18 protein-coding genes are annotated in these 22,904 nt (G+C 70.4%); 14 read left to right on the top strand and 4 right to left on the bottom strand.

Going from position 1 to position 22,904, the window contains the following annotated elements; translation table 11 throughout:
* Positions 1-145 precede the first annotated feature (145 nt).
* Positions 146-3,802: a glycosyl hydrolase gene (locus tag ACZ5J1_RS01935; RefSeq protein ID WP_464561991.1), complete on the top strand. Its 3,657-nt coding sequence runs from the start codon at positions 146-148 to the stop codon at positions 3,800-3,802.
* 32 nt (positions 3,803-3,834) lie between these two features.
* Here the strand turns inward: ACZ5J1_RS01935 and ACZ5J1_RS01940 are convergent, their stop codons facing one another.
* On the bottom strand, positions 3,835-4,428 hold the full coding sequence (locus ACZ5J1_RS01940; RefSeq protein WP_464561993.1) for a TetR/AcrR family transcriptional regulator: 594 nt from the start codon (positions 4,426-4,428) through the stop codon (positions 3,835-3,837).
* A 69-nt stretch (positions 4,429-4,497) separates the two neighbouring features.
* Here ACZ5J1_RS01940 and ACZ5J1_RS01945 point away from each other — a divergent pair, with 69 nt between their 5' ends.
* The 10 genes from ACZ5J1_RS01945 (at position 4,498) to ACZ5J1_RS01990 (ending at position 13,129) form a co-directional block, all read left to right on the top strand.
* Entirely contained in the window at positions 4,498-5,514 is a 1,017-nt protein-coding gene (locus tag ACZ5J1_RS01945) for an NADP-dependent oxidoreductase (RefSeq protein WP_464561995.1), read from the top strand.
* A gap of 42 nt (positions 5,515-5,556) precedes the next feature.
* Positions 5,557-6,165, top strand: coding sequence for an RNA polymerase sigma factor (locus ACZ5J1_RS01950; protein WP_464561997.1), 609 nt, complete (start codon positions 5,557-5,559; stop codon positions 6,163-6,165).
* The gene (locus ACZ5J1_RS01955) at positions 6,162-6,914 is read left to right on the top strand and encodes a hypothetical protein (RefSeq protein ID WP_464561998.1); all 753 of its coding nucleotides are present in this window, start codon (positions 6,162-6,164) and stop codon (positions 6,912-6,914) included. Before ACZ5J1_RS01950 ends, ACZ5J1_RS01955 begins: the two co-directional genes overlap by 4 nt.
* 147 nt (positions 6,915-7,061) lie before the next feature.
* On the top strand, positions 7,062-8,498 hold the full coding sequence (locus ACZ5J1_RS01960) for a glutamate decarboxylase (protein ID WP_464561999.1): 1,437 nt from the start codon (positions 7,062-7,064) through the stop codon (positions 8,496-8,498).
* Positions 8,495-9,379, top strand: coding sequence for a hypothetical protein (locus ACZ5J1_RS01965; RefSeq protein ID WP_464562001.1), 885 nt, complete (start codon positions 8,495-8,497; stop codon positions 9,377-9,379). The genes ACZ5J1_RS01960 and ACZ5J1_RS01965 overlap by 4 nt, the downstream gene beginning before the upstream one ends.
* Positions 9,380-9,441: 62 nt before the next feature.
* Complete coding sequence (locus ACZ5J1_RS01970) at positions 9,442-10,038, top strand: carboxymuconolactone decarboxylase family protein (RefSeq protein WP_464562003.1); 597 nt, start codon at positions 9,442-9,444, stop codon at positions 10,036-10,038.
* Positions 10,039-10,040: 2 nt separating this feature from the next.
* On the top strand, positions 10,041-10,934 hold the full coding sequence (locus ACZ5J1_RS01975; protein ID WP_464562004.1) for an RNA polymerase sigma-70 factor: 894 nt from the start codon (positions 10,041-10,043) through the stop codon (positions 10,932-10,934).
* Complete coding sequence (gene arr / locus ACZ5J1_RS01980; protein ID WP_464562006.1) at positions 10,931-11,338, top strand: NAD(+)--rifampin ADP-ribosyltransferase; 408 nt, start codon at positions 10,931-10,933, stop codon at positions 11,336-11,338. Before ACZ5J1_RS01975 ends, arr begins: the two co-directional genes overlap by 4 nt.
* A 19-nt stretch (positions 11,339-11,357) precedes the next feature.
* Positions 11,358-12,503, top strand: a complete 1,146-nt coding sequence (locus ACZ5J1_RS01985) for a carboxylate-amine ligase (protein WP_464562008.1) — start codon at positions 11,358-11,360, stop codon at positions 12,501-12,503.
* A gap of 59 nt (positions 12,504-12,562) precedes the next feature.
* A complete protein-coding gene (locus tag ACZ5J1_RS01990) occupies positions 12,563-13,129 on the top strand; it encodes a Dps family protein (RefSeq protein ID WP_464562010.1) in 567 nt (188 codons plus the stop codon).
* 9 nt (positions 13,130-13,138) lie between these two features.
* Here the strand turns inward: ACZ5J1_RS01990 and ACZ5J1_RS01995 are convergent, their stop codons facing one another.
* Positions 13,139-13,627, bottom strand: a complete 489-nt coding sequence (locus ACZ5J1_RS01995) for a heme-degrading domain-containing protein (protein ID WP_464562011.1) — start codon at positions 13,625-13,627, stop codon at positions 13,139-13,141.
* The gene (locus ACZ5J1_RS02000) at positions 13,624-14,682 is read right to left on the bottom strand and encodes a Gfo/Idh/MocA family oxidoreductase (protein ID WP_464562012.1); all 1,059 of its coding nucleotides are present in this window, start codon (positions 14,680-14,682) and stop codon (positions 13,624-13,626) included. The genes ACZ5J1_RS01995 and ACZ5J1_RS02000 overlap by 4 nt, the downstream gene beginning before the upstream one ends.
* A 43-nt stretch (positions 14,683-14,725) precedes the next feature.
* Between ACZ5J1_RS02000 and ACZ5J1_RS02005 the strand changes: the two genes are divergently transcribed.
* Positions 14,726-15,787: an ROK family transcriptional regulator gene (locus tag ACZ5J1_RS02005; protein ID WP_464562014.1), complete on the top strand. Its 1,062-nt coding sequence runs from the start codon at positions 14,726-14,728 to the stop codon at positions 15,785-15,787.
* Positions 15,788-15,903: 116 nt separating this feature from the next.
* Entirely contained in the window at positions 15,904-17,091 is a 1,188-nt protein-coding gene (locus tag ACZ5J1_RS02010; RefSeq protein ID WP_464562016.1) for a serine/threonine-protein kinase, read from the top strand.
* 55 nt (positions 17,092-17,146) lie between these two features.
* On the opposite strand, the gene ACZ5J1_RS02015 is transcribed toward ACZ5J1_RS02010, so the two are convergent.
* Entirely contained in the window at positions 17,147-18,739 is a 1,593-nt protein-coding gene (locus tag ACZ5J1_RS02015; RefSeq protein WP_464562018.1) for an outer membrane protein assembly factor BamB family protein, read from the bottom strand.
* A 391-nt stretch (positions 18,740-19,130) separates the two neighbouring features.
* On the opposite strand from ACZ5J1_RS02015, the gene ACZ5J1_RS02020 reads away from it, so the two are divergent.
* Positions 19,131-22,904, top strand: a complete 3,774-nt coding sequence (locus ACZ5J1_RS02020) for an ImpA family metalloprotease (protein ID WP_464562019.1) — start codon at positions 19,131-19,133, stop codon at positions 22,902-22,904.

Raw genomic sequence — 22,904 nt, forward strand, 5'->3', positions numbered from 1 at the left:
TGTGAGCGACCACCGTAGCGCGCCGGCGATACGCGTGGTGGATCGTTCCAAAGAATGATTAAGCAACGCAGCGTTGCTAAAAACACGTGATGTCACCTAGCGTGACGCGGGTCACGTTGTAACGTTTCAATTCCGAAGGTGGCCCATGTCCCACGAACACACCCAACCCCGTTCGGGCAGCCGTTTGCGCTGGTCCTTGGCGGGCACCGCAGCCGCGGCGCTCGCGGTCGGCCTGCTGCCGATCGCCGCCCTGTCCGGCACCTCCCCGGCGGCTTCAGCCGCCCCCGCGGCGTCGACGTCGAAGGCGGGGTCGGACCTGACGCCGGCCACCTTCGCCGAGCCGCCCACCTCGGTGAAGCCGATGTACCGCTGGTGGATGCCGCTGGCCTACACCGACGACGACGAGCTCCGCCAGGAGCTGCGCGACATGGCGGCCGGTGGTGCAGGTGGCGTCGAGATCGCGCCGTTCATCGTCCCGGGCACGGGGCATCAGACCAACGCCTTCCTCGCCCAGTACGGATGGGGCACCCCCGCGTGGGAGCACAAGCTCGAGGTGATCACCGACGAGGCCGTGAAGCTCGGGCTGCAGGTCGACCAGAACCTCGGACCGGCCTACCCGCCGACCGTGCCGACGCTGAACAGCTTCAACCAGCCCCAGGCCGAGCAGCAGCTCCTCTACGGGCGCGAGTTCACCGCCGCCGGTGGCTCCCGGTCCGGCGCACTGCCGGCCCCTGCGAGCGGGATCCCGACCGTCAGCACCAAGCTCTGCGCCCCGGCCTCGGCTGGCGACGACACGCTGCGGGTGGAGAACCTCGGCGGGTACGCCGCCGGCGACACGATCACTGTCGGAGCCGGCGCGGGCGCGGAGAAGGTCACCGTCACCGGCCTCGGTGACCGCACCGCCACCTGCGGTGAGCTGTCCGTCTCCCCGGTCAGCGGCGCACACGCGGTTCCCGAGACCGTCGTGAACGTCGCCCGCACCACGCGGATCAAGACGATCGTCGCCCAGTGCGCCGCCGATTGCGACGCGAGCACCGCCGGGACCATCGCACTCGACCCGGCCTCGGTCGTCGACGTCAGCTCCCAGGTCTCGGGCGGCAAGCTCGACTACACCTTCCCCGCCGGCAACGGGAAGCCCTGGGTCCTGCTCAACCTGGTCCAGACGGCGTCGGGCCAGATCGCGCAGAGCGGCGGCTACACGATGACGCAGCCGAACTACGTCGTCGACCACTGGAGCACCGGGGGCGTCCAGATTCAGACCAACTTCTGGGACGACAAGATCCTCACCGACACGGTTCAGTCCAACCTCGACAAGATCGGGCGCGGCTCGATCTTCGAGGACTCCCTCGAGCTCGGATCGACGCAGAAGTGGACGTCGAACCTGCTTCAGTCCTTTGAGAACCTGCGCGGCTACGACGCCACGTTGGCGCTCCCGGCCCTGCTGGGCACGGGCCTCCAGGGCACCGGGACGCCGGCCTTCGAGCTGGCTGGCATCGGCCCGAAGCTGCGCGAGGACTACCGCCAGACGATGAGCGACCTCTACACCACCAAGTACGTCGCCCCCATGCAGCGCTGGGCGCAGAGCCACGGGCTGAACTTCCGCGTGCAGTCCTACGGCACCCCGATCGCCAGCGGCGACGCAGCGGCTGCCGCCGGCATCGCCGAGGGTGAGTCGCTCAACTTCGGCAGCCCCAACGCGGTCGGCGCCGAGCAGGACTACCGGGTTCTCGCCGGCGGCGTGCACGCGAGTGGCAAGAACATCGTCTCCACCGAATGTTGCGCCGCCTTCACGGGCAACTTCCGCTCCAGCGTCGCCGGCCCCAACGTCGGCGGGCAGTTCACCGACCTGGCCGGCAAGCAGCAGGGTCTGCTCGACAGCATCTACAAGGCGTACGCCGGTGGCGTGAACCAGCTGGTCTGGCACGGCTACGCCTACCGCGACGCCCCGAAGGGGGTCGGTGTCGCCGGTCGTGACGGCGGCACCTGGCCGGGCTACCACCCGTGGGACATCTACGGCGCGCTCAACGTCAACGACGAGTTCGGTCCGCGTCAGGCCAGCTGGCCCGACTACGCCCCGGTCAACGACAACCTCGCTCGCACCCAGCTCGTGCTGCGCCAGGGCCGGAGCACGTCCGACATTGCCGTCTACTACCAGGACAAGGGCCTGGCCGGGAAGAGCGCTGGGGACCAGGAGCCGACCCAGCACCTGCTCGGCACCGGCTCGGCCACCTCGAGCGCGGGCTACACCTACGAGTACCTGACCCCCGGCATCCTCGGGAAGACCACCCCGGACAACGATGGCCACCTGTTCGCTGACGGTGCCGACTATCAGGCCTTGGTGCTCAACCAGCAGAGCACGCTGTCGCCGGTCAACGCCCGACGCCTGCTGGCGCTGGCCGAGGAAGGACTGAAGATCTTCGTCGTCGGTGCCACCCCGGCGGGTGCCGAGGTCGCTGACGTCGTCGCCGACCTGCTCGCCGAGTCGACCGTGACCCAGGTCGCGGACGAGACGGCGCTCCCGGCAGCACTCAAGGCGGCCGGGATCACCCCGGCGGTCACCCCGGCCGAGCCGTCCGCGGCTCTCGGGCTGGTCCGGCGCGAGACCAACCGGGCGACGTACGACTTCGTCTACAACCGCTCGGCCAGCACGGTCGAGACCGACCTGACCCTGACCGGTTCCGGGACGCCGTACGTGCTCGACACCTGGACCGGGAAGATCACGCCGGTCGCGTCGTACGTCGCCACGAAGGGCGGTGTGAAGGTGCACGTCCGGATCGCGCCGTACGACAAGGTGATCCTGGCGCTGGCCTCGCCGGCCGCTGGGTTCGGCGCCGCACCCGGCCTGCACGCGGTCAGCAGCAACGGTGAGGTCACCGCCGTGGCCGGGGCCAACGTCACGCTGCGTGCCGACGAGAACGGGACCTACACCGCGGCGCTGAGCAACGGCACCACCCGCTCGTCGGTCGTGGCCGGCATCGGTGCTCCGCAGGCGCTGAACACCTGGAGTCTCCAGGCCCAGACCTGGACCCCGGGTGTCAACGAGTACACGACGACGAAGACCGACCAGCCGGCCGTGGCGGTCACAGCCGACGAGGGCGGGAACCTGCCGTCGTGGCTCGACATCAAGGGTGCCGTCAACCTCAGCGCCTCCTCGGGGATCGGCACCTACACCACGACGGTGGAGCTGCCGACGACCTGGACCGCCGCCGACGGTGCCTACCTCGCCCTCGGTGACGTCCTCGACACCGCGACCGTGACGGTCAACGGCACCCAGGTCAGCGTCAACCAGTCCGACCGCGGCCGGATCGACCTCGGTCGCACCCTGCACGTCGGCACCAACACCGTGGTCGTCCGGGTGGCGACGACGATGTTCAACGCGGTGCGCACCACGGGGGACAGCAACTACTCGGGCGGTGCGTGGCAGCGCACCGGTCTGATGGGGCCGGTCGTCCTGACGCCGTACCGCGAGGTCACGCTCAAGCCGGCGCCCGTCACGCCGCCGGTGGTCGTCGCGCAGGCGACGCGGACCCAGCTGACCGGACCCGCGTCGGTGCGCTCCGACAAGCGGGCTCGCGTCACGGTCGCCGTGACGGCCGCGGCCCGCGAGCCCGGCGGTGTGGTGCGGATCAGCATCGACGGCAAGGTCCGCGCGACCGCCGCCCTGAGTGGCGGCAAGGTGCGGGTGCTGCTGCCCAAGCTCCGTGCGGGCAAGCACCGGATCACGGCCCAGTACGTCGGCACCTCGGCGTTCAAGCCGTCGGGCTCGAGCGTGCTGAAGATGAAGGTGGTCAAGAAGCGCTGATCACGCCTGATCGGTGAAGGGGCGTCGGGATCTCAGGATCCCGGCGCCCCTGCTGCCGTGGCGCGGATCGCTGGCAACCAGGCGGTGTCGACCAGCTCGATGATCGCGCCCTCGCTCGGCGGGGTGTGCATGTGCAGGAACTCCGACATCACCACCGCATGGCCGAGGTTGATGGCGAACACGGAGGGCTGTCCCTCGAGCTCGCCCCGAGCGCGGGCCTGGTCCACGATGTCGGCCACCAGCGCGATGATCGGGGTGTCGGTGAAGAGGCTGACCTTCGTGCTCGGATCACCCTCGTGCGAGACCCCGCGAGCCGCGTCGCCGAACGGGGTCCGGAGGAACTGGGCCATGCCGACGGTGAACGCGATCAGGTCCGAGCGCAGGTCGCCCAGGGTGGGGAAGTGGCCGACACTGGTGGCGGCCGAGCGCTGCAGCATCTCCTGAGCGAGCTCGACCCGACCCTGCCACCGGCGGTAGATCACCGACTTCGCCGCCCCCGAGCGCGCCGAGACGCCCTCGATGGTGAACCCGGACCACCCGCGCTCACTCAGCTCGGCCCAGGCGGCGTCGAGGATCGCCTGCTCCAGCACGGCTCCGCGGCGACGCGTCTGCTTGGCCTCGTGCACGGCGTCAGTGTCGCACTCGGGGCGCACTAGGGTCGGAAGTCCGCTGTGAATGAAGCTCGAGGAGATGTTGTGAAGACTCGCCAGATCCGACTCGCCGCCCGCCCGGTCGGTGAGCCGCAGGACTCCGACTTCGAGCTCGTCGAGGTCGACGTCCCCGCGCTGGAGGACGGCCAGGTCCTGCTCCGCACCCTCTTCCTCTCCTTGGACCCCTACATGCGCGGCCGGATGAGCGAGGCGAAGTCGTACGCCGCCCCGGTGCCGCTCGGCGAGGTGATGGTCGGCGCCACCATCTGCGAGGTGGTTGAGTCCCGCGCCGCCAACCGCACGGTCGGCGACCTCGTCCTCGCCTACACGGGCTGGCAGTCGTACGCCGCCGTACCGGCGCGGGAGACGAAGCGGATCGATCCCGGTGCGCTGTCGCCGAGCCTGTTCCTCGGGGTGCTCGGCATGCCCGGGTTCACCGCGTACGCGGGCCTGCTCGAGATCGGGAAGCCGCAGCCCGGCGAGACCCTCGTGGTCGCCGCCGCCACCGGTCCCGTCGGCAGTGCGGTCGGTCAGATCGCCCAGCTCAAGGGCCTCAAGACTGTCGGCATCGCCGGTGGTCCCGCCAAGGTCACGGCGCTGACGGAGACGTTCGGCTTCGACGTCGCGCTGGACCACCGTGCCCCCGACTTCGCCGAGCAGCTGGCAGCGGCCGTGCCGGACGGGATCGACATCTACTTCGAGAACGTCGGCGGCCACGTCGCCGCTGCGGTCTTCCCGCTGCTCAACACCTACGCCCGGGTTCCGGTCTGCGGTCTGATCGCCGACTACAACGCGACGGGTGCGCCGGACGGGCCCGATCGGCTCCCCGGTCTGATGCGCCTCGTGCTGAGCAAGAGCCTGCGGATCCGCGGCTTCATCCAGAACGAGTTCGTCCCCACCCACACCGAGGCGTTCACGCGCGAGATGCCGACCTGGATCGCGGACGGGTCGGTGCGTTACGTCGAGGACGTCGTCGACGGACTCGACAACGCGCCCGAGGCGTTCCGCGGGCTGCTGCGCGGGGACAACTTCGGCAAGCTGGTGATCAAGGTCGCCGACTGACATCCGATGTAACGCTGGGACGCGCAGTGACGAAGAACGGGTGTGAAGCAGATCGACGACAACGACGTCTCCGGGATCGGGCGCGACCCTGATCTCCTGGAGGCCTTCTACCGGGAGCACGCCGCCGCGGTGCGGATCTTCCTGACCCGCCGGGTGGCCGATCCGCACGAGGTCGCGGACCTGACCGCCGACATCTTCCTCGCCGCGATCGAGACCGCCGACCGGTACCGCCCCGAGCACGGGCGTCCGATCGCCTGGCTGCTCGGGATCGCGCGCAACAAGGTGGCCGACGCCCGTCGCCGCCGCTCGCGCCGGTTCCGCGCCGAGAGCCAGCTGATCGGGCACCGGCTCCTCGACGAGGACTCGACGGCCCGGATCGACGAGCGGATCGAGGCCGAGCGGCTGACCCGCTCCCTCTACGACGCCCTCGCGCAGCTGCCCCACCGGGACCGGCTGCTGATGGAGCTCGTCGCGGTCGACGGTCTGTCGGTGGCCGAAGCAGCCGAGCAGCTGGGGGTGAAGCCGGGCACCGCGCGGGTCCGGCTGCACCGCAGCCGCGCCCGGCTGAGGGCCCACCTCGGCGACGCATCCCTACTCGCATCGGTCGACGCGGACCTGCCCGTCCTCGTCATCCAGGAGGCACAAGCATGAACACCCACACCGCCGGCACGACCGGCACCAGCGGCGCTGAGCCGCTCGACTCCTTCGACACCGCTCTGCTGGCGCAGCTGCAGCAGCGGGTCCTGCAGGGCGACGTCGCACCGGCGCGGCGTTCCGGCCGCCGCCGCGGCGTCATCGCGGTCGGGGGCATCGCCGCCACCGCCGCCGTCGCGCTCGGTCTGTCCACGCTCGGTTCCCCGGCGGCGTACGCCGTGGAGAACGACGCCGACGGGGACATCACGATCACGATCCACCGGCTCGACGACGCCGACGGCCTGGAGAGGGAGCTCGCGAAGCACGGCATCACTGCCGAGGTGAACTACAAGCCGCTCCAGATCACGACCGGACCCGACGGACTGATCACGATGGAGCACGACAGTCCTGCCGGGGAGCCGCCGGCGGGCGGCGCCACCGGCGACGAGGGGCCGACCCTGAGCACGGGCGGATCGGCTCAGCTGAGCGGGCCGGGGGAGGCCGGCACGTCGGTCGAGGACGCGCCGCCGGCCGCAACAGAGGAGTCGCCGTGCGGAGATCTCGCCCACTCCGTGTCCACGGCGACCGTCGGCGACGACTACGTGATCACCATTCCCAAGGACTCCGTCCTGCACGACGGCGATGCCGCCCTGCAGATCACCACGACCAGTGACGAGACGGAATCGGTCGCCGGGATCGGCGTCCACTACTCCGTCGACGGGGTCGGCTGCGGCGTGTTCACGATCCAGGACGGCGCTTCGCGCTGAGCCCAGCAGAAGCGTCCGGTCTCCGGGGTGCCGTTCGCCCAATTGAGGTATGGGCGGGCGGCTTCCGGCGCCGGGGGCAGGATCCGTGGCAGCGTCGTGGCGCCGTTCGCTCCCCCCACCAGCGCAACGGCTGAAAGGAAGCCAGTCATGAGCGCCACCCCGAGGCCCGAGCGTGACTTCGGCCCCACACCGATCCACGCCCTCCCAGGATTCAGCGAGCACATCGATCCCCTGACCTTCCCCGCGGGAGGCATGTCGCCCGACGAGGCCTACGAGCTGGTGCACAGCAGCCTCATGCTCGACGGGCAGCCGACGCTGAACCTCGCCTCGTTCGTGACGACGTGGATGGAGCCTCAAGCGGAGAAGCTCATCCACGACACCCTCAGCAAGAACCACATCGACCACGAGGAGTACCCGGCCGCGTCGTTGGTGGAGGAGGCCTGCGTGCACATGCTCGGCGCGCTCTTCAACGCTCCGGATCCTGCGGAGGTCGTCGGGGTGGCCACGATCGGGTCGTCCGAGGCGATCATGCTCGGGCTGCTCGCCCACAAGCGTGCCTGGCGCAACCGACGCCAGGCGGCCGGGCTCAGCACCGACCAGCCGAACATCGTCTTCGGTGCCGAGACCCACGTGGTGTGGGACAAGTTCGCCAACTACTTCGACGTCGAGATGCGCAAGATCCCGATGAAGCCGGACCGCTACACGATCAGCGCCGCCGACGTCGGCGAGCGCATCGACGAGAACACGATCGCCGTCGGCGCGGTGCTCGGCACCACCCACATCGGGGAGTCCGACCCGATCGAGGAGATCAACGACCTGTTGGTCGCGGTCAAGGGCGAGCACGGCTGGGACATCCCGCTGCACGTCGACGGCGCCAGCGGAGCATTCGTCGCACCCTTCTCGGAGCCCGACTTCAAGTTCGACTTCCGGCTCGAGCAGGTCGCCTCGATCAACGCCTCCGGGCACAAGTACGGACTCGTCTACCCGGGCGTCGGGTGGCTGATCATGCGTGACCGCAGCAAGCTGCCCGAGGACCTGATCTTCAGCGTCAACTACCTCGGCGGCGCCCAGCCGACGTACACCTTCAACTTCTCCCGTGGCTCATCGATGATCCAGGCCCAGATGTACAACTTCCTGCGCCTGGGTCGCGCCGGCTACGAGGGCATCGTGCAGACGATGCTGGCCAATGCCCGCCACCTCAACGAGCGGCTGGAGGCCACCGGTCGCTTCCGGATCCTCAACCCCGGACTCGCTGAGCCGGTGGTGACGTTCACCCTGGCCGACGACCCCGGCTTCGACGTCTACCACCTGTCGTCGCGGATGCGGGAGCACGGATGGATCATCCCGGCGTACAACCTCCCGCCCGATGCGGAGGAGGTGCATCTGCTGCGCATCGTGGTCCGACTCGACCTGAGCCGGACGATGATCGACGTCCTGCTGCGAGACCTGGCGGGCGCCTACGAGCACCTGGCCGCCGAACAGCCGCCGCGCCGGTCCAGCACCCGCCCGGACCTGTGGACGGCGCCGGACAAGGCGGCGGCGCACGCCAAGAAGCGCACGTCGCCGTTGCGAACCCGGCATTGACCGGCGATCTGACGATCACCCACCCGGCACGGTGGGTGCTGGGGCACGTCGAACGGTCGGGGTGGTTCGCCACCAGGATGACGTGGCACCTCGCCGACGGCTCGAGCGTGCGGTGGGCCTCCCGGACGGCACGGCGGCGGGGTCGGGTCGAGCGCCGTGACAGCGACGGGAACCTGACCGGCCTCGTCGCGGCGGAACCGGCAACGGCACGGCGGCTCGGCCGGGTCAACGGGGTGGCGGCGACCTCGTTCATCCTGGGTGGATCCCTGTTCGCGCTCGGTGCCGTCCTGGCCGACCGGGAGGTCGGCAGCGTCCACGCGATCGATCTGGTCTACCTCGTCGGGGGAGTGTGGTTCAGCCTCGGCGGGTACGCCTCGGTCCTCCAAGCCTCGAACGCACCGACCGAGATCGACGAGCATGCCTCCTTGAGCTCGACCCGGTGGCGATGGTGGGCCTGGCAGCCGCACCAGATCGGCTGGCTCAGCGCAGCCGTGCTGTTCGCCGGCACCCTGCTGTTCGGCGTCAGCCTGGTCGCGGCGTTCGCCTCGGACCTCACCGCACGCCAGACCAACGGGTGGATCTGGCTCCCCGACATGGCCGGCTGCGTGTGCTTCCTGATCTCGGGCCACCTGGCGCTGGTCGAGGTCTGCCACGGCCGCCCTCGGCTGCGGTTCGACGACCTCGGCTGGTGGATCGTCGCGATCAACCAGCTCGGATCGGTGCTGTTCTTCCTCGCCGGAGTGGCGGCGTACACCCGCCCGGCGACGTCGACCGTGGTCAACCTCGGGCTGGTCGACTGGGGCACGTTCGCCGGTGCCGTGTGCTTCGCTGTGGCCGGGGTGCTCCAAGTGTTCGAACGCCCGACCCCGGAGTCGGGCTGATCTGTCACACATCGCCCGCGGCCGGCGTCTTCATGTCGTACCGACTCACAGAGGAGCACGACATGACCAGCACCACCCGCATCCCCGCCGCCGAGATCACCGGCTTCAAGGGAGCACTGATCAAGCGGTTCGCCAAGAAGTCCCTCGGCGGACGGGTGCCGACCTCGATCGGCGTCTACTGGCACAACCAGAAGGTCCTGATGTCCATGGCCGGGCTGGGCGGCAAGCTGAAGAAGTGGGACGCCTGCGACGAGCAGCTCAAGTCCTTCGCCCACATGGCCGTCGCCTCCCAGGTCGGCTGCACCTGGTGCCTGGACTTCAACTACTTCGAGGCCAACAACAAGAAGCTCGACATGGAGAAGGCACGCGAGATCCCGCGCTGGCGCACCTCCGACGTGTTCTCCGCGCTCGAGCGGGACGTGCTGGCCTACGCCGAGGCGATGACCGAGACCGCGCCGACCGTCACCGACGAGATGGTCGCCTCGCTGCGCACCCAGCTCGGCGACGCCGCACTCATCGAGCTGACCGCGGTGATCGCGTTCGCCAACTTCACCACCCGGCCCAACGTCGCGCTCGGGATCGAGTCGGACGGCTTCGCCGACGCCTGCGGGCTCAAGCCGCTGGCCGACCGACCGAACGACAGCGTCGTAGGGTCGTGACCGTGACCTCCGAGTCAGCTGTCGATCCGTTCGTCGCGCACCGCGGACTGCTCTTCACCGTCGCCTACGAGATGCTCTCCTCGGCCTCCGACGCCGAGGACGTGGTCCAGGAGACCTGGCTGCGCTGGGACGCGATCGGGCCCGAGGCCCGCGCCGAGGTGCGCGACGACCGGGCGTTCCTGGTCCGGATGGTCACCCGCAAGGCGCTCGACCGGTTGCGTGCCAACGCCCGCCGCCGTGAGGAGTACGTCGGCGAGTGGCTGCCCGAGCCGCTCCTGACCGCCCCCGACGTCGCCGACGACGTCGAGCTCGCGGACTCGGTCTCGTTCGCGATGCTGACCGTGCTGGAGACGCTCACGCCGACCGAGCGGGCCGTCTTCGTGCTGCGTGAGGTCTTCGACCTGCCCTACGACGAGATCGCCGAGGCGGTGGACAAGTCGGCTGCCGCCGTACGCCAGATCGGGACGCGCGCCCGGAAGCACGTCGCCGCTCGGCGGCCGCGGGTCGACGTGGACGCGAGCGAGCAGGCCGCGGTCGTGGAGCGGTTCCTCGCCGCCGTGGCCGGCGGGGATCTCCAGGCGCTGCTGGACGTGCTCGCCCCCGACGTGGTGATGATCGCCGACGGTGGCGGGGTCGCCAACGCGATCAAGATCCCGGTGCTGGGGGCGAAGAAGGTGGCGAACCTGCTGCGCACGTTCCCGAAGTTCGGGGCCGGTGCCGACATCCTGTCCGTCTCCTACAACGCGGCGCCGGGCGCGCGGATCGTCGGGCTCGAGGACGGCTACGACACCGCGATCACCTTCACCGTCGAGGACGGTCGGATCAGCCGGATCTACGCGGTCCGCAACCCCGAGAAGCTGGCCGGGATCGCAGCCGAGGCGCCGCTCAGCCGATGAGTGTTCTCGACGAGGGCCCGTTCTTCCACGGCACCAAGGCCGATCTGCGCGTGGGCGACTTCCTGACCGCGGGGTTCCGGTCGAACTACCGGCCGGAGGTGGTGATGAACCACGTCTACTTCACCGCCCTGGCCGACGGCGCGGGCCTGGCCGCGGAGCTCGCACCGGGTGACGCGCCGCCGCGGGTCTACGCCGTCGAGCCGACCGGCCCCTTCGAGAACGACCCGAACGTGACCGACAAGAAGTTCCCGGGCAATCCCACCCGCTCCTACCGGACCCGGGACCCGCTGCGGGTCATCGGCGAGGTCGAGGACTGGACCCGGCAGACGCCCGAAGCCCTGGCGATGTGGCGCGAGCGTCTCGCCGCCCTCCGGGCAGACGAGCGCGGCGAGATCATCAACTGACGGTCCGGTCGCGCCCCGCATGCCGGTGCCCGGCCGCGGGTACGGGGACGGCGTGATCAGGACGGTCGGGGTGGAGGAGGAGCTGCTCCTCGTCGATGAGAAGACGGGGGAGCCGCGCGCTTCGGCGAGCCAAGTGCTCCGACTTGCCGAGCGGGCGGCCGATTCCGAGGGCCTCGACGCGGAGGCCGACGGGTCGATCGTCGCGGAGATGCAGGAGCACCAGCTCGAGACGAACTCGCCACCCGAGACCGATCTCGCCGAGCTGGAGGCCGACCTCCGGGGGTGGCGGACTCGGGCGCGGGAGGCAGCGGCCGAGACCGGAGCTCTCGTCCTCGCCAGCGGCACCACGCCGCTCTCCGTCCGGCGCGAGCGGACCGCCGCGGTCGCGCGCTACGCCGGGATCACGGAGCGGTTCGGGATGACGGCCACCGAGCAGCTCACCTGCGGCTTCCACGTGCACGTCGGCATCGACTCCGGCGACGAGGCGATCGCGGTGCAGGACCGGATCCGCGCCTGGCTGCCGTCACTGCTCGCGCTCAGCTCGAACTCCCCGTTCTGGCACGGCCGGGACTCGCGCTACCAGAGCTTCCGGTCGCAGGTGATGGCGCGCTGGCCCATGCACGGACCCCCGGACCTGTTCGGCACCGCGCAGGTCTATGCCGCCCGTCTCCAGGAGCTGATCGACACCGGAGTGGTCCTCGACGAGGGGATGGCGTACTTCGACGTCCGGCCGTCCCAGCGGTTCCCGACCGTCGAGGTGCGGGTCGCCGACGTCTGCCTCGACCCGGAGGACTCGCTCGTCGTCGCCGCGCTGGTGCGGGGCCTGGTCACCACCGCTGCAGCCGCGTGGCACGACGGCGAGGAGGCCGACGACGTCTCCATCGGCGTGCTGCGCCTGGCCACCTGGCAGGCCGGTCGGTACGGCGTCACCGGTGACCTGATCGATCCGGCCACCCGGCGGCCTCAGCCCGCCCGACGCGTGATCGAGGGCCTGCTGGACCACGTCGCCAAGGCCCTGTCCGAAGCCGGGGACGTCGCCCGGGTGGACCGGGGGATCGAGCGGATCTTCTCCTCGGGCACCGGGGCGAGTCGGCAACGGGCCGCCCTGGAAACCGAGGGCAGCCTCGACCGCGCCGTGCTCCGGCTGGCCCAGCCCGAGGCGTGAGCCTGTTTCGGTCGCGTCCGGGCCGGGTACCTGCCGGGGGACCGATCGAAGGAGATCTCATGACCTTGATGCCCGACGCGCACACCCACCCGACCGACGAGACCCAGCCCGGTTCGTCCCGGGCCCGCCACGCCTCCCGTCCGAGCTACCAGGCGTCGCCGACGGTGGCCGACGGACTCCAGGCGGTGCTGGTCGACCTGATCGAGCTGCACCTCCAGGGGAAGCAGGCGCACTGGAACGTGGTGGGGCACAACTTCCGCGACCTGCACCTCCAGCTCGACGAGGTCGTCGACGCCGCCCGTGGCTTCGCCGACGAGGTCGCCGAGCGGATGCGCGCGATCATGGTCACCCCGGACGGACGATCGTCGGTCGTCACCCAGTCCACGAACCTCGCACCGTTCCCCGCCGGCGAGGTCGACACCGCGGTCGGGATCGACCTCGTGGTCACCGCGCTGTACGTCGTCTCCAGCACGATCAGGTCGATCCATGACGACGTCGACGCCGAGGACCCGACCTCGACGGACCTGCTGCACGCCATCACCGCGCGGGTGGAGCAGCTCGCATGGATGATGGACGCCGAGAACCGCGTCGCGTCGGCGAACGAGCCGGAGCAGTACGACGCCTGAGGGCTGCGGTCAGCCGTTGGCGGTGAACGCCGTCAGCGCGGTGACGACGAGCTCGTGGTCGACCTGCTGGGGCAGCCCGGAGACCGTGACCACGGCGACGACGCCGGCACCGCGCACCCGGATCGGGTAGGCACCGCCGTGGCCGGCGTACTCCTGCGGGTCGAGGCCGGACGCCTCCTCGAAGACGGCGCCGCGGGCGAGGAAGCGCTGCCGCACGAGCCAGGACGGCTCCTCGTAGTGGAACGCGGTGTTGGACTTGCGCTCCACCCAGCGGTCGTTGTCCGCGGTGGTGCCGGGGCGGGCGTGGTGGAAGAGGACCTGGTTCGGACGGCGCACGTCGATCGTGACGGCGTGGTCGCGTTCGGCGGCCAGGTCCGAGAGCAGCACCCCGAGGCGCCACGCGTCGGCGGCCTCGAACGCGTCGAGCTCGAACCCTGCGAGCTCGGCCTCCAGCGCGGGGATCAGGGCAGCGGCGGTGGCAGCGGTGGAGTCGCTCATCGGTCGGATCCCAGCGTCACGACGCGCTTCTCGGCGGCCGACGTCTGGGCCGCCTCGATCACCCGCAGCGCAGCCACGGCGTCGCGCGGGTCGACGGGGAACGCCCCGTCGGTCAGGAGCGCGTCACGCACCTCGGCGTAGAAGTCCTGGTAGCGACCGACCTCGGTCGGCACCACCTCCAGGTCGACGCCGTCGCCGAGCACGCCGGCATCCGCGGCCGGCTCCACGCCCCAGCCCTCGTCGCCCGGACGCAGGCCGTCCTTGACCTGCGGCTCCTGCACGTCGAGGCCGAACTTCGTGAACGTCGCTGCATCGCCCAGCACCCGGAAGCGCGGGTTGAGCGTCGCGGCCAGCACGGTGGTCCACAGGTGCGAGCGCACGCTGTTGGTGTGGTGCAGCGCGACGAAGACGTCGTCGTCGACCGCGGCACCCGCACGCCGGACGTCGACCTCGGCGTAGACCTCACGCACCGGCCCGAAGAGCTGGATCGCCTGGTCGATGATGTGAGCGCCGAGGTCGTAGAGCAGTCCGCCGGCCTGCGCGGGATCGGCCAGCTCGCGCCAGCCCTCCTTGGGCTCGGGGCGCCAGCGGTCGTAGCGCGACTCGAACCGGACGACGTTGCCCAGTCGACCCGACTCCAGCACGCGCCGGACGGTGAGGAAGTCGGAGTCCCAGCGACGGTTCTGGAACACGGTGAGCCCGACCCCACGGGCCGCGGCTGCGTCGACCAGCCGCTGGGCCTCGGCAGCGGTCGGAGCCATCGGCTTGTCGACGACGACCGGCAGCCCGGCCTCGATCGCCTGCAGGGTCAGCGGGACGTGGGTGGCATTGGGGGAGGCGACCACGACCAGGTCGAGCTCGTGGGCCAACAGGTCGTCCATCGTCGGCACGATCGTCGCGTCCGGATACTCCGCGTGTGCCTGGGCCACGCGCTCCGGGGACGACGTCACGATCACGGCAGGAGTGAGTCCATCGGTCGCCGCGACGAGCGGGGCGTGGAAGACCCGCCCCGCGATCCCGTAGCCCACGATGCCGACACGCAAAGGAGTGCTCATAGGATCTATTACACCATGCTGTTGTGAAACTTAGGATAGTGATGTGAACGCAGGCGGCGGGATGAACTTGGAGGCGGTGCGGCGTCACAACCGCGGCCTCGTCCTGGACATCCTGCTCCGGTCCGGGGGCTCCGACCTGCTCGATCTGGCCGGCTCGATCGGGCTCAGCCAGCAGGCGATCTCCAAGATCACCGCCGAACTGGTGGAGGCGGGGATGGTCGAGCGGTCGACCCGGCCCGGTCCTGGTGTCGGCAAGCCGCGCACCCTGCTCAAGCTGCGTAGCGAGGCGGGTTGTGTGATCGGGATCCAGCTCGGCCGCGAGGGCTTCACCGCGGTCCGGATCGGGCTCGACGGGCGCCTCGAGCAGAGCTACGAGGGTCGGCTGCCGCGCAACTTCACCCCGGCCACCGCGGTGCGCCGGCTCGGGGGAGCGGTGGCGTCGTTGCTCGCCAACCAGCCGCCCGGGCGGGCGCTCGGGATCGGGGTCGGTGCCGTCGGGCCGCTCGATCACCGCACCCGCCGGGTGCTGCGAGCGACCGGCCTCAGTCACTGGGTCGACGTACCGCTGGGCGAGCTGCTCGAGACCGAGACCGGCCTGCCGGTCACACTCGAGAAGGACACCAACGCGGGCGCGCTCGCGCACTGCTGGCCCGCGGCGCCCGGCGGGGCGACGGCCGTGGTGCTGGTCGACACGGGCATCGGTGCCGGCCTGGTCTACGACGACCGGGTCTACCGCGGCCCGCACTCGGGGGCTGGCGAGTTCGGGCACATCACCCTGGATCGCCGCGGACCGGTGTGCGCCTGCGGGCGGCGCGGCTGCCTTGAGGAGCTGCACCGGAAGGCGGTGACCGTGGCCGAGCGTGGGGAGCTGGTCGGCGAAGGCCTCCTCGATCTCGTCCGGCTCCTCGACGTGGACAGCGTGATCCTCTACGGCAGCCACATCCGCCGGGAGCCGCAGGCCTACCTCGACGCCGTCCGTGCCGCGCTCGGTGCGGCGTCGCCCGACCACGCGATCGACGTCCAGCTCGGCTCGCCGGCCCCCGAGGTGATCGCGCTCGGCGCCGCCCTCGGGATGCTGTCGACCGCGATGCTGCGTGGGGACTGACGCGGCGCCGGCTCACGTTTGAGGTGGTGCTCATCGGGGTACATAGCCTGAGCGAGGGGTCCCGCTGCCCTCGACTCACGTGTCAGCGGCGCCCCGAGATCGTACGGAGTCCTCCCATGTCTGAGCCTGCTCGCACAGTCCTGGACGGGCGGTACGAGGTGCGGGAGCTGCTCGCTCAGGGTGGGATGGCGGCGGTTTATCGCGGGTGCGACCTCGCGCTCCGACGCGACGTCGCGATCAAGGTGTTGCGCCCCACGCTCGCCGGTGATGTCGACCGGGAGCGGTTCGCCGCCGAGGCGAGGGTCCTCGCGAGCCTCGACCACCCGCATCTGGTGACCCTGCTCGACGCCGGGATCGACTGCCGTGGAAACGCGGAGCGCCCGTGGCTGGTGATGGAGCTGGTCCAAGGGCCGTCGTTGGCGCAACGCATCGCTGCAGGTCCGCTCGATCCTGCTGAGTCGGCACGCATCGGTGCGGCGCTCGCGTCAGCGCTCGCTCACGTGCACGCCAACGGCATCGTGCATCGCGACGTCAAGCCTGCGAACATCCTCCTGACCACCGCCGGAGACGTGAAGCTCGCGGATTTCGGGGTGGCACGCATGACCGGCGAGATCTCCGACCTCACCGGCACCGGCCAGACCATCGGGACTGCCGCGTACCTGGCGCCCGAACAGGCCATGGGGTTGTCCGTGACGGGAGCCACCGATGTCTACGCGCTGGGGCTGGTGCTGCTGGAGGCATCGACCGGTGTTCGGGCCTACCCCGGTCCGGCAACCGAGTCGGCGCTGGCGCGGCTGCACCGCGGTCCACTCATTCCGATCTCATTGGGTTCGGGGTGGGTCCGGCTTCTGGACGAGATGACGGCCAGTCAGCCCGTCGATCGTCCCGACGCCGCTCAGGTGGCCGCCAGGTTGGCGGTGCTGAGCGGTGAAGGAACCCGGACGAGGTCGGCTGTGCTCCCGACGGGAGCGAGCACGGCGCGGATGGCCGCCGTCGTCTCACGCCCTCGGTGGTCCCGGAAGGTCCCGATCGTGGCGGCCGCGATGGTCGCGATGATCGCTCTCGCAGGCGGGACGGCCTGGATGCAGGGCGGCTCAGACCCCACGCCGCCGGTCGATCCAGGTGCGGCAACGACGATCGCCCCCCTGGCCAGTCCGTCGGCCAGTGCGACACCGCGATCGACTTCGGCGTCGGTGTCGCCGCGGGTCGTCGCCAAGGCCACCCCGCCGAAGGCGAGCCACGCTGCCAAGCACGCCAAGAAGCCCGGCAAGGCCAAGCGCCACGGCAAAGGCAGGATGAAGTAGCGGCACGACCACGTGCGCCGGACCCCGTCAGGCCCGGCGCAACGCAGCCTCTGATCTACCGCTTCACGGCGAACGCGTACAGCGCCTGGTCGTCATCAGGTGCTGAGGAGAAGGCGTCGTAACCCGTGCCCCAATAGAGAGTCCCGTCGGAGATCGCGGCCCCGCCGAGGCAGGATGCGCCGGACGGGAAGTCCCACAGGATCGCTCCGGTGGAGGCTTTCAAGGCGTACATGTGGCCCTCGGGATCCATCGAGCAGCCGTAGAGCACACCGTTGGCCGTCGAGACCGGGCCCATCGCGCGCTCGTACGCCGGGTTCGGCGTTTGCCACCTGATTGCCCCGGTCGCAGCGTCGAGTGCGCTCCACCCGCCGCGGTTGCCGGCGGAGCTGCCGTCCGCGAGCACCCACGGCTTGAACTCGCTGTTGGAGTTGGCGGTGTAGACCCGTTCCCCGTCGACCGCCGAGCCCCACTGCAGACCGCCGGCGAGGCCGCCCGTTCCTGCCTGCGTGCTCCACTTCAGCGCGCCGGTGTCGGGGTTGAGTGCCCAGTACTTGCCGCTCTTCTGGCCCGCTCCGACGAAGTCCGTCTTCTTCCCGTGGCCTGTGGCGGCGGTGTAGAGCGCGGGCCCCTGGCCGAAGTCGAAGTCCGGCCCGGGATCATCGGGGCAGCCCTCCACGGGGAAGTCGAGACCGGGGACGAACGAGATCCCGCAGGCGACGTTCCAGGCGTCGACGGGTAGTGCCTTGAAGGCCCAGGCCACCGCGCCGGTGCGCTGGTCCAACGCCACGATGCTGTCGAACAGGTTGCCCGCCGGCATGCAGGCCGCACGCGCAGCATCGGTGGGAGCAGTCGCGATGCAGGCGGTGGCTGAGTCGGGGATCGAGTAGTTGTTGCCGGTGGCGATGTAGACCTTCCGGCGCTTGGTGTCGACCACGGGGGAGCTGCCCCAGATCGCCCCGCCGGTGTAGCCCTCGGGGACCATCGACGTCTTCCAGCGCACGGCCCCGGTCGCCACATCGACTGCCAGCATGAAGCCACGGAAGGTCAACGGGAACCCGAAGCGGACCAGGGCCTCCTCGTTGGAGGCGGCCCCGACATAGGCGACCCCGTCCTTGATCGTGGCCGACTGGGTGATGATCGGGTAGCCGCCCGCCAGCTTCGTCTTCCACTTCAGGGCGCCGGTGCGTCGGTCGATGCCGAGCAGGTATCCGTCGGGGTTGTAGACCTTTCCTGCCTGGTCCCCGATGACGATGGTGTTGCCGGAGATGGCGGGGGTGGCCCGGGCGTGGTCACCCGGGATACCGGTGAAGGCGGCGATGTCGGCCTGCCACACGACCGCGCCGGTGCGGCCGTTCACCGCGTACAGGTTCCCTGCGAAGTCCGGGACGTAGACGATCCCGCCGACGACGGCAGGGGTTGCGGAGATGTCTCCCTCGGTGGGCAGCTTCCACTTCACCTTGAGGCGGCCGACGTTGCGTACGCCGAGCTCGTCCTCGGACGTGTTGTAGCGGGTGTTCGATGTGTCGTAACCCGACATCGTCCAGTCACCGCCGCTGCCGCCACCTCCGGCGGTGGCCGCCGGTGTGGGGAGGAATCCGAGCGCGAGCGCGACCGCGCTCCCGAGAATGGCTGCTCGTTGACGTCTCATCTGTCGTCCTTCGTGGGGGATGGTCATCGCTGGTGGCCCCCATGAGCGACAGGTCAATTGCGGCACACGCGATCACGGTGCGCCATCGTTCAAATTGGGAATTGCCGCCAACGGCGCCAAACGGAAGGGTCGCGATTGATTGCCAAGGTCCGACCCATCGTGACCGCGCCCGGGCATCAACGGGCGGTGCACACGGTGGTGTTCGCCAAGGTCAAGAGGGCCACGGGGGATTGACCGTTCGGTGGTTGCTCGGCCGAAATCGTCCGCACCATACTGATCCCGCTGGTGGACGAGTCCACCCGAGGAGCGCCTGTCATGGGTTTCGCGCACGGCTGTGGCCGATCGTGAAGCAGGCGCCTCCTCGTGCTCCCAGATTCGTGAAAAGAGGACGATGCGGATCCGCCGCTCCATCTCCGCCCTGCTGGTCGCCGGTGTCATCATCACCGGCCTGAGTCTGGTCCCGCATCCTGCCGCGGTGGCAGCACCCACCCAGACGGCACCGACCGCGTCCCCTGCGGTCGACGCCGCTCTGACAGGGGTCACGCTGGCACCGCGTCGCGCCGTCCTGGCGACGCGCACCGGGGTCCAGCTGAAGCCGACCGCACGCTTCTCCGACGGCTCGGTGGAACGGCTCAACGCGGGCGTGCGCTGGCGCAGCTCGAACCCGCGGGTGGCGAAGGTGAACGCCGCCGGCTACGTGAAGGCGCGCCGAGCCGGCAAGGCGACGATCACGGCGGCGTACGGCACCCAGGTCGCTCGGACCCGGCTGGTGGTGCGCTCCGGCGCCCCGATCAAGGTCGTGCTCACACCCGCCACGAGCAAGGTCGCCCAGGGCCAGAGCCGCGCCGTGGTCGCCACGGCGGTCTTCCGGACGTTCAGGCAGGACGTCACCCGCTGGGTGAAATGGCGCCCCGATCGCGCCGGCATCGTCTCCCGCACCGGCGCCCGCTTCACGGGCCGCCGACCAGGGACGACGACCGTCGGCGCCACGTTCAAGGGCAAGCGCGGCACGGCACGGATCACGGTGGTCGCGCCCACGCCGCCGGCCCGCGTCGACCGGATGGAGCAGGCGCTCACCACGGGCAACCCCAACATCGTCTCCCGCCAGGAGCTCGTCGCCCGGGCCGAGGCGCTTCTCGCTCGTCGCAGCCCTCTCGCGGCCCAGCTGCTGCCGCCCACCACCCCGATGACGTGGAACACCCGCTCCCTGGGGCAGACGGTGACGTCGTACGCGCTCGGCTATCAGCAGCCGTTGCTGATCAGCAACCGTGACTACGCCGACCCCGACCCGACCGCGAGCCACCAGCAGATCCTCGGCCTGGTCGGCTCCACGGCGGTCTCGACCACCCGGCTGGCGTACTTCGCCACCGACCCCTTCGTCGACCAGCCCGACGGCGGCAGCTGGCGGCCGCAGGCCGACCCGGGGATGAACGAGCTCGGCGCCGCCACCGTGTCCTGGCTGCTCGGCGGCACCCCGCTCGCGGACTCCACCGCCCACATCGTGCTGAGCAACGTCGGGGGCTCCTTCGACGCCCACACCGCGACCTGGCTGACCAGCCGGATGCCGCACGCCGCCGTCAACGCCGCCAACAGCTGCGAGCTGCCCACCACGACGACCTGTCTGAACGGCGCCGACCTCCTCATCGTCGGCGGCGACGGCTCGGAGGCCAACGCACCGACGGTCGGGGCGCAGGTGGCCGCGGCTCACGCGGCCGGCACCCCGGTGCTCTTCTTCGCCCACGGCTGGAACAACAAGACGCCGGGAGCGATCGCGGCCGCCTTCGGGATGAGCGTCGACTACTACTCGGCCTACTTCGACAACACCGGGCTCCAGGGCGCGACGCAGGCCCAGCAGCTGCCCGGCGGACTGGACTCCCTCGGCCGGATGATCACGAGGATCGTCGACCGCCAGGGCGCCCACCCGCTGGTGCCCGCCGACTACGCCGGCTGCGAGAGCAGCGGCGGCGACTGGGCGGGCTGCAAGGCCACCAGCGGACCCGCGCTGGGCATCGAGCCGTACGTCGCCGCGCTCGGCACCCTCCGGAGCCTGATCAGCAGCTATGACCGCCGCGATGCCACCGTCTTCGACGGACGACGCACCCCCGACCTGGACCTGTTCCGGCTCGTGGTGATGCTCGCCGACAAGGCTCGCACCGGCACCGCCCAGAACACCCCGGGCCTGGCGCCGGCCGACGACGACGCCGTCGCGCTGACCTACCCGGTCGACACCCAGAAGGACGGCACGGCGTTGACCCGCGCCCTCCTGGCCGACTTCGTCACCCCGACCGCGTGGGACCGCAACCAGCGGGCGGCCGACCTCGGCACCGTCTACTGCGGCCGCGCCGACGTGCTCGCGCACACCTGCCCGACCCCGGTCTTCCCGCACGTCGGCACCCACGACCTCACTCTCAAAGCGACCGGCCGCAGCGAGTGGCAGGCCACCGGCCTGTCGGCCGTCCCGGGCCAGCCGGTGTCCGTCCGGCTCACCGGCGACCCCGGCCTCGAGGTGCTCGTCCGGACGTTCTTCCAGCGCTCGCCGACCACCAAGAGTCGCTCGATGTCGGGCGCGGTCTCGCACTACGACCGCCCGCAGTACCTCGCCACCGACTGGGTCAAGGTCACACCCGGCAAGGCCGTCACGATCAGTTCCCCGTACGGCGGCCCGCTCTACGTGAACCTGGCCGGCACCTCCGCGCTGGCCGGCCAGGACGTGCGGCTGACCTTCGACCACGTCGCCACCCATCCGGCGATCCTCGACATGACCGACGACACCCAGATCGACCGGTTCGTCGACGACCTGGCCGAGGGCGCCTACTACGCCGACCTCGTCGGCAACGGCTTCCAGGCCCACCTGCCGGTCTCGTACATCAAGGCTGCGATGACGAAGCCCGTCGGCTCGGGTGGCCGGTCGGTCGTCTACAACCAGGCCTTCGGCGGGATCAAGCAGTTCCTGCTCGACTTCCGCGATGCCTTCGTCTTCTCCGTCTACCGCCAGGCCGGGCTGCAGATCGGGACGAAGCCGCTGACCGAGACGCTGCCGGCGGAGGTGCAGAGCATCTGCACGACGCTCGGCCTGCCCTGCACCGACGCGAGCATCAACAGCCGCACCGAGATCCAGCACGTCAACTACGACCTGCACGCCACCTGCGGCAACGGCTGCTCGGGCAACCCGTTCGACGCCGACTGGACCCCGACGCCGATGGGATGGGGGGAGAGCCACGAGCTCGGGCACAACCTGCAACGCGGCCAGCTCAACGTCAGCTGGGTCGACACCGACCAGGGCCACGCGCTGGCCAACCGCGACCTGTGGACCAACTACGTCGGCCGGTCGGGCGAGGTCTCGAACAACCTGTTCCCGTCCCACACCTTGTGGCAGTACTTCCGGGTCCTGCTGCCGGCCCGCACCGGCAGCGGCCCCGACACGAAACAGCTCGGGATCAACTACGCGGGGGAGAACCTCTTCTCGGTCAACCAGTCCGTCAACGGCCTGCTGACCAAGGCCGGCGCCCGTGTCGTGTACGACCAGAACTGCGCGACCCAGGCCACCTTCCCGCTCTCCACCCCGGCCGACGTGGCGATCTCGGACACCATCTGGAACGCCACCGACACCAACATGCGGCTCTCGTTCTACGACGACCTGCCCCTCATGGTCGACGGCAAGACGATGGCCGGAGGCACCGTGCTCACCGACGGCTGGAACATCCACACCCTGCTCTACGAGGCGGCCCGTGCCTGGTCCCGCGACACCGACTCGGCGGCCACCTGGACCACCGGGGCCCGGGCCCGGCACGGGATGAGCCTGTTCGGCTGGACCAACGACGCCGTCTACGGCGCCGGTCGGCAGGTCGACGACATGCCGGGCAACGACTTCATGCTGATCGAGCTGAGCCGGATCACCGGCTACGACTGGCGCCCCTACTTCAAGCAGCACGGCGTCCAGTTCACGAGCCTGGCCAACCAGCAGGTCACCGCCAACGCACCGAGCGGCGGCTACCGCTCGTTCGGCCAGACGATGCCGGTGATCGGCAAGGACGCACCGCCCGCCGAGCTCTCGGCCGTCCCGATGGTCGACCTGACCCAGTCCAGCACCACCTGGCCCGGCACGACGTACGTCGACGGGGCGCCGACCTACAAGGCCGGTTTCAACCCGGCGCAGTGCTCGTGA

It is taken from the genome of Nocardioides sp. JCM 18999 (assembly GCF_055391175.1).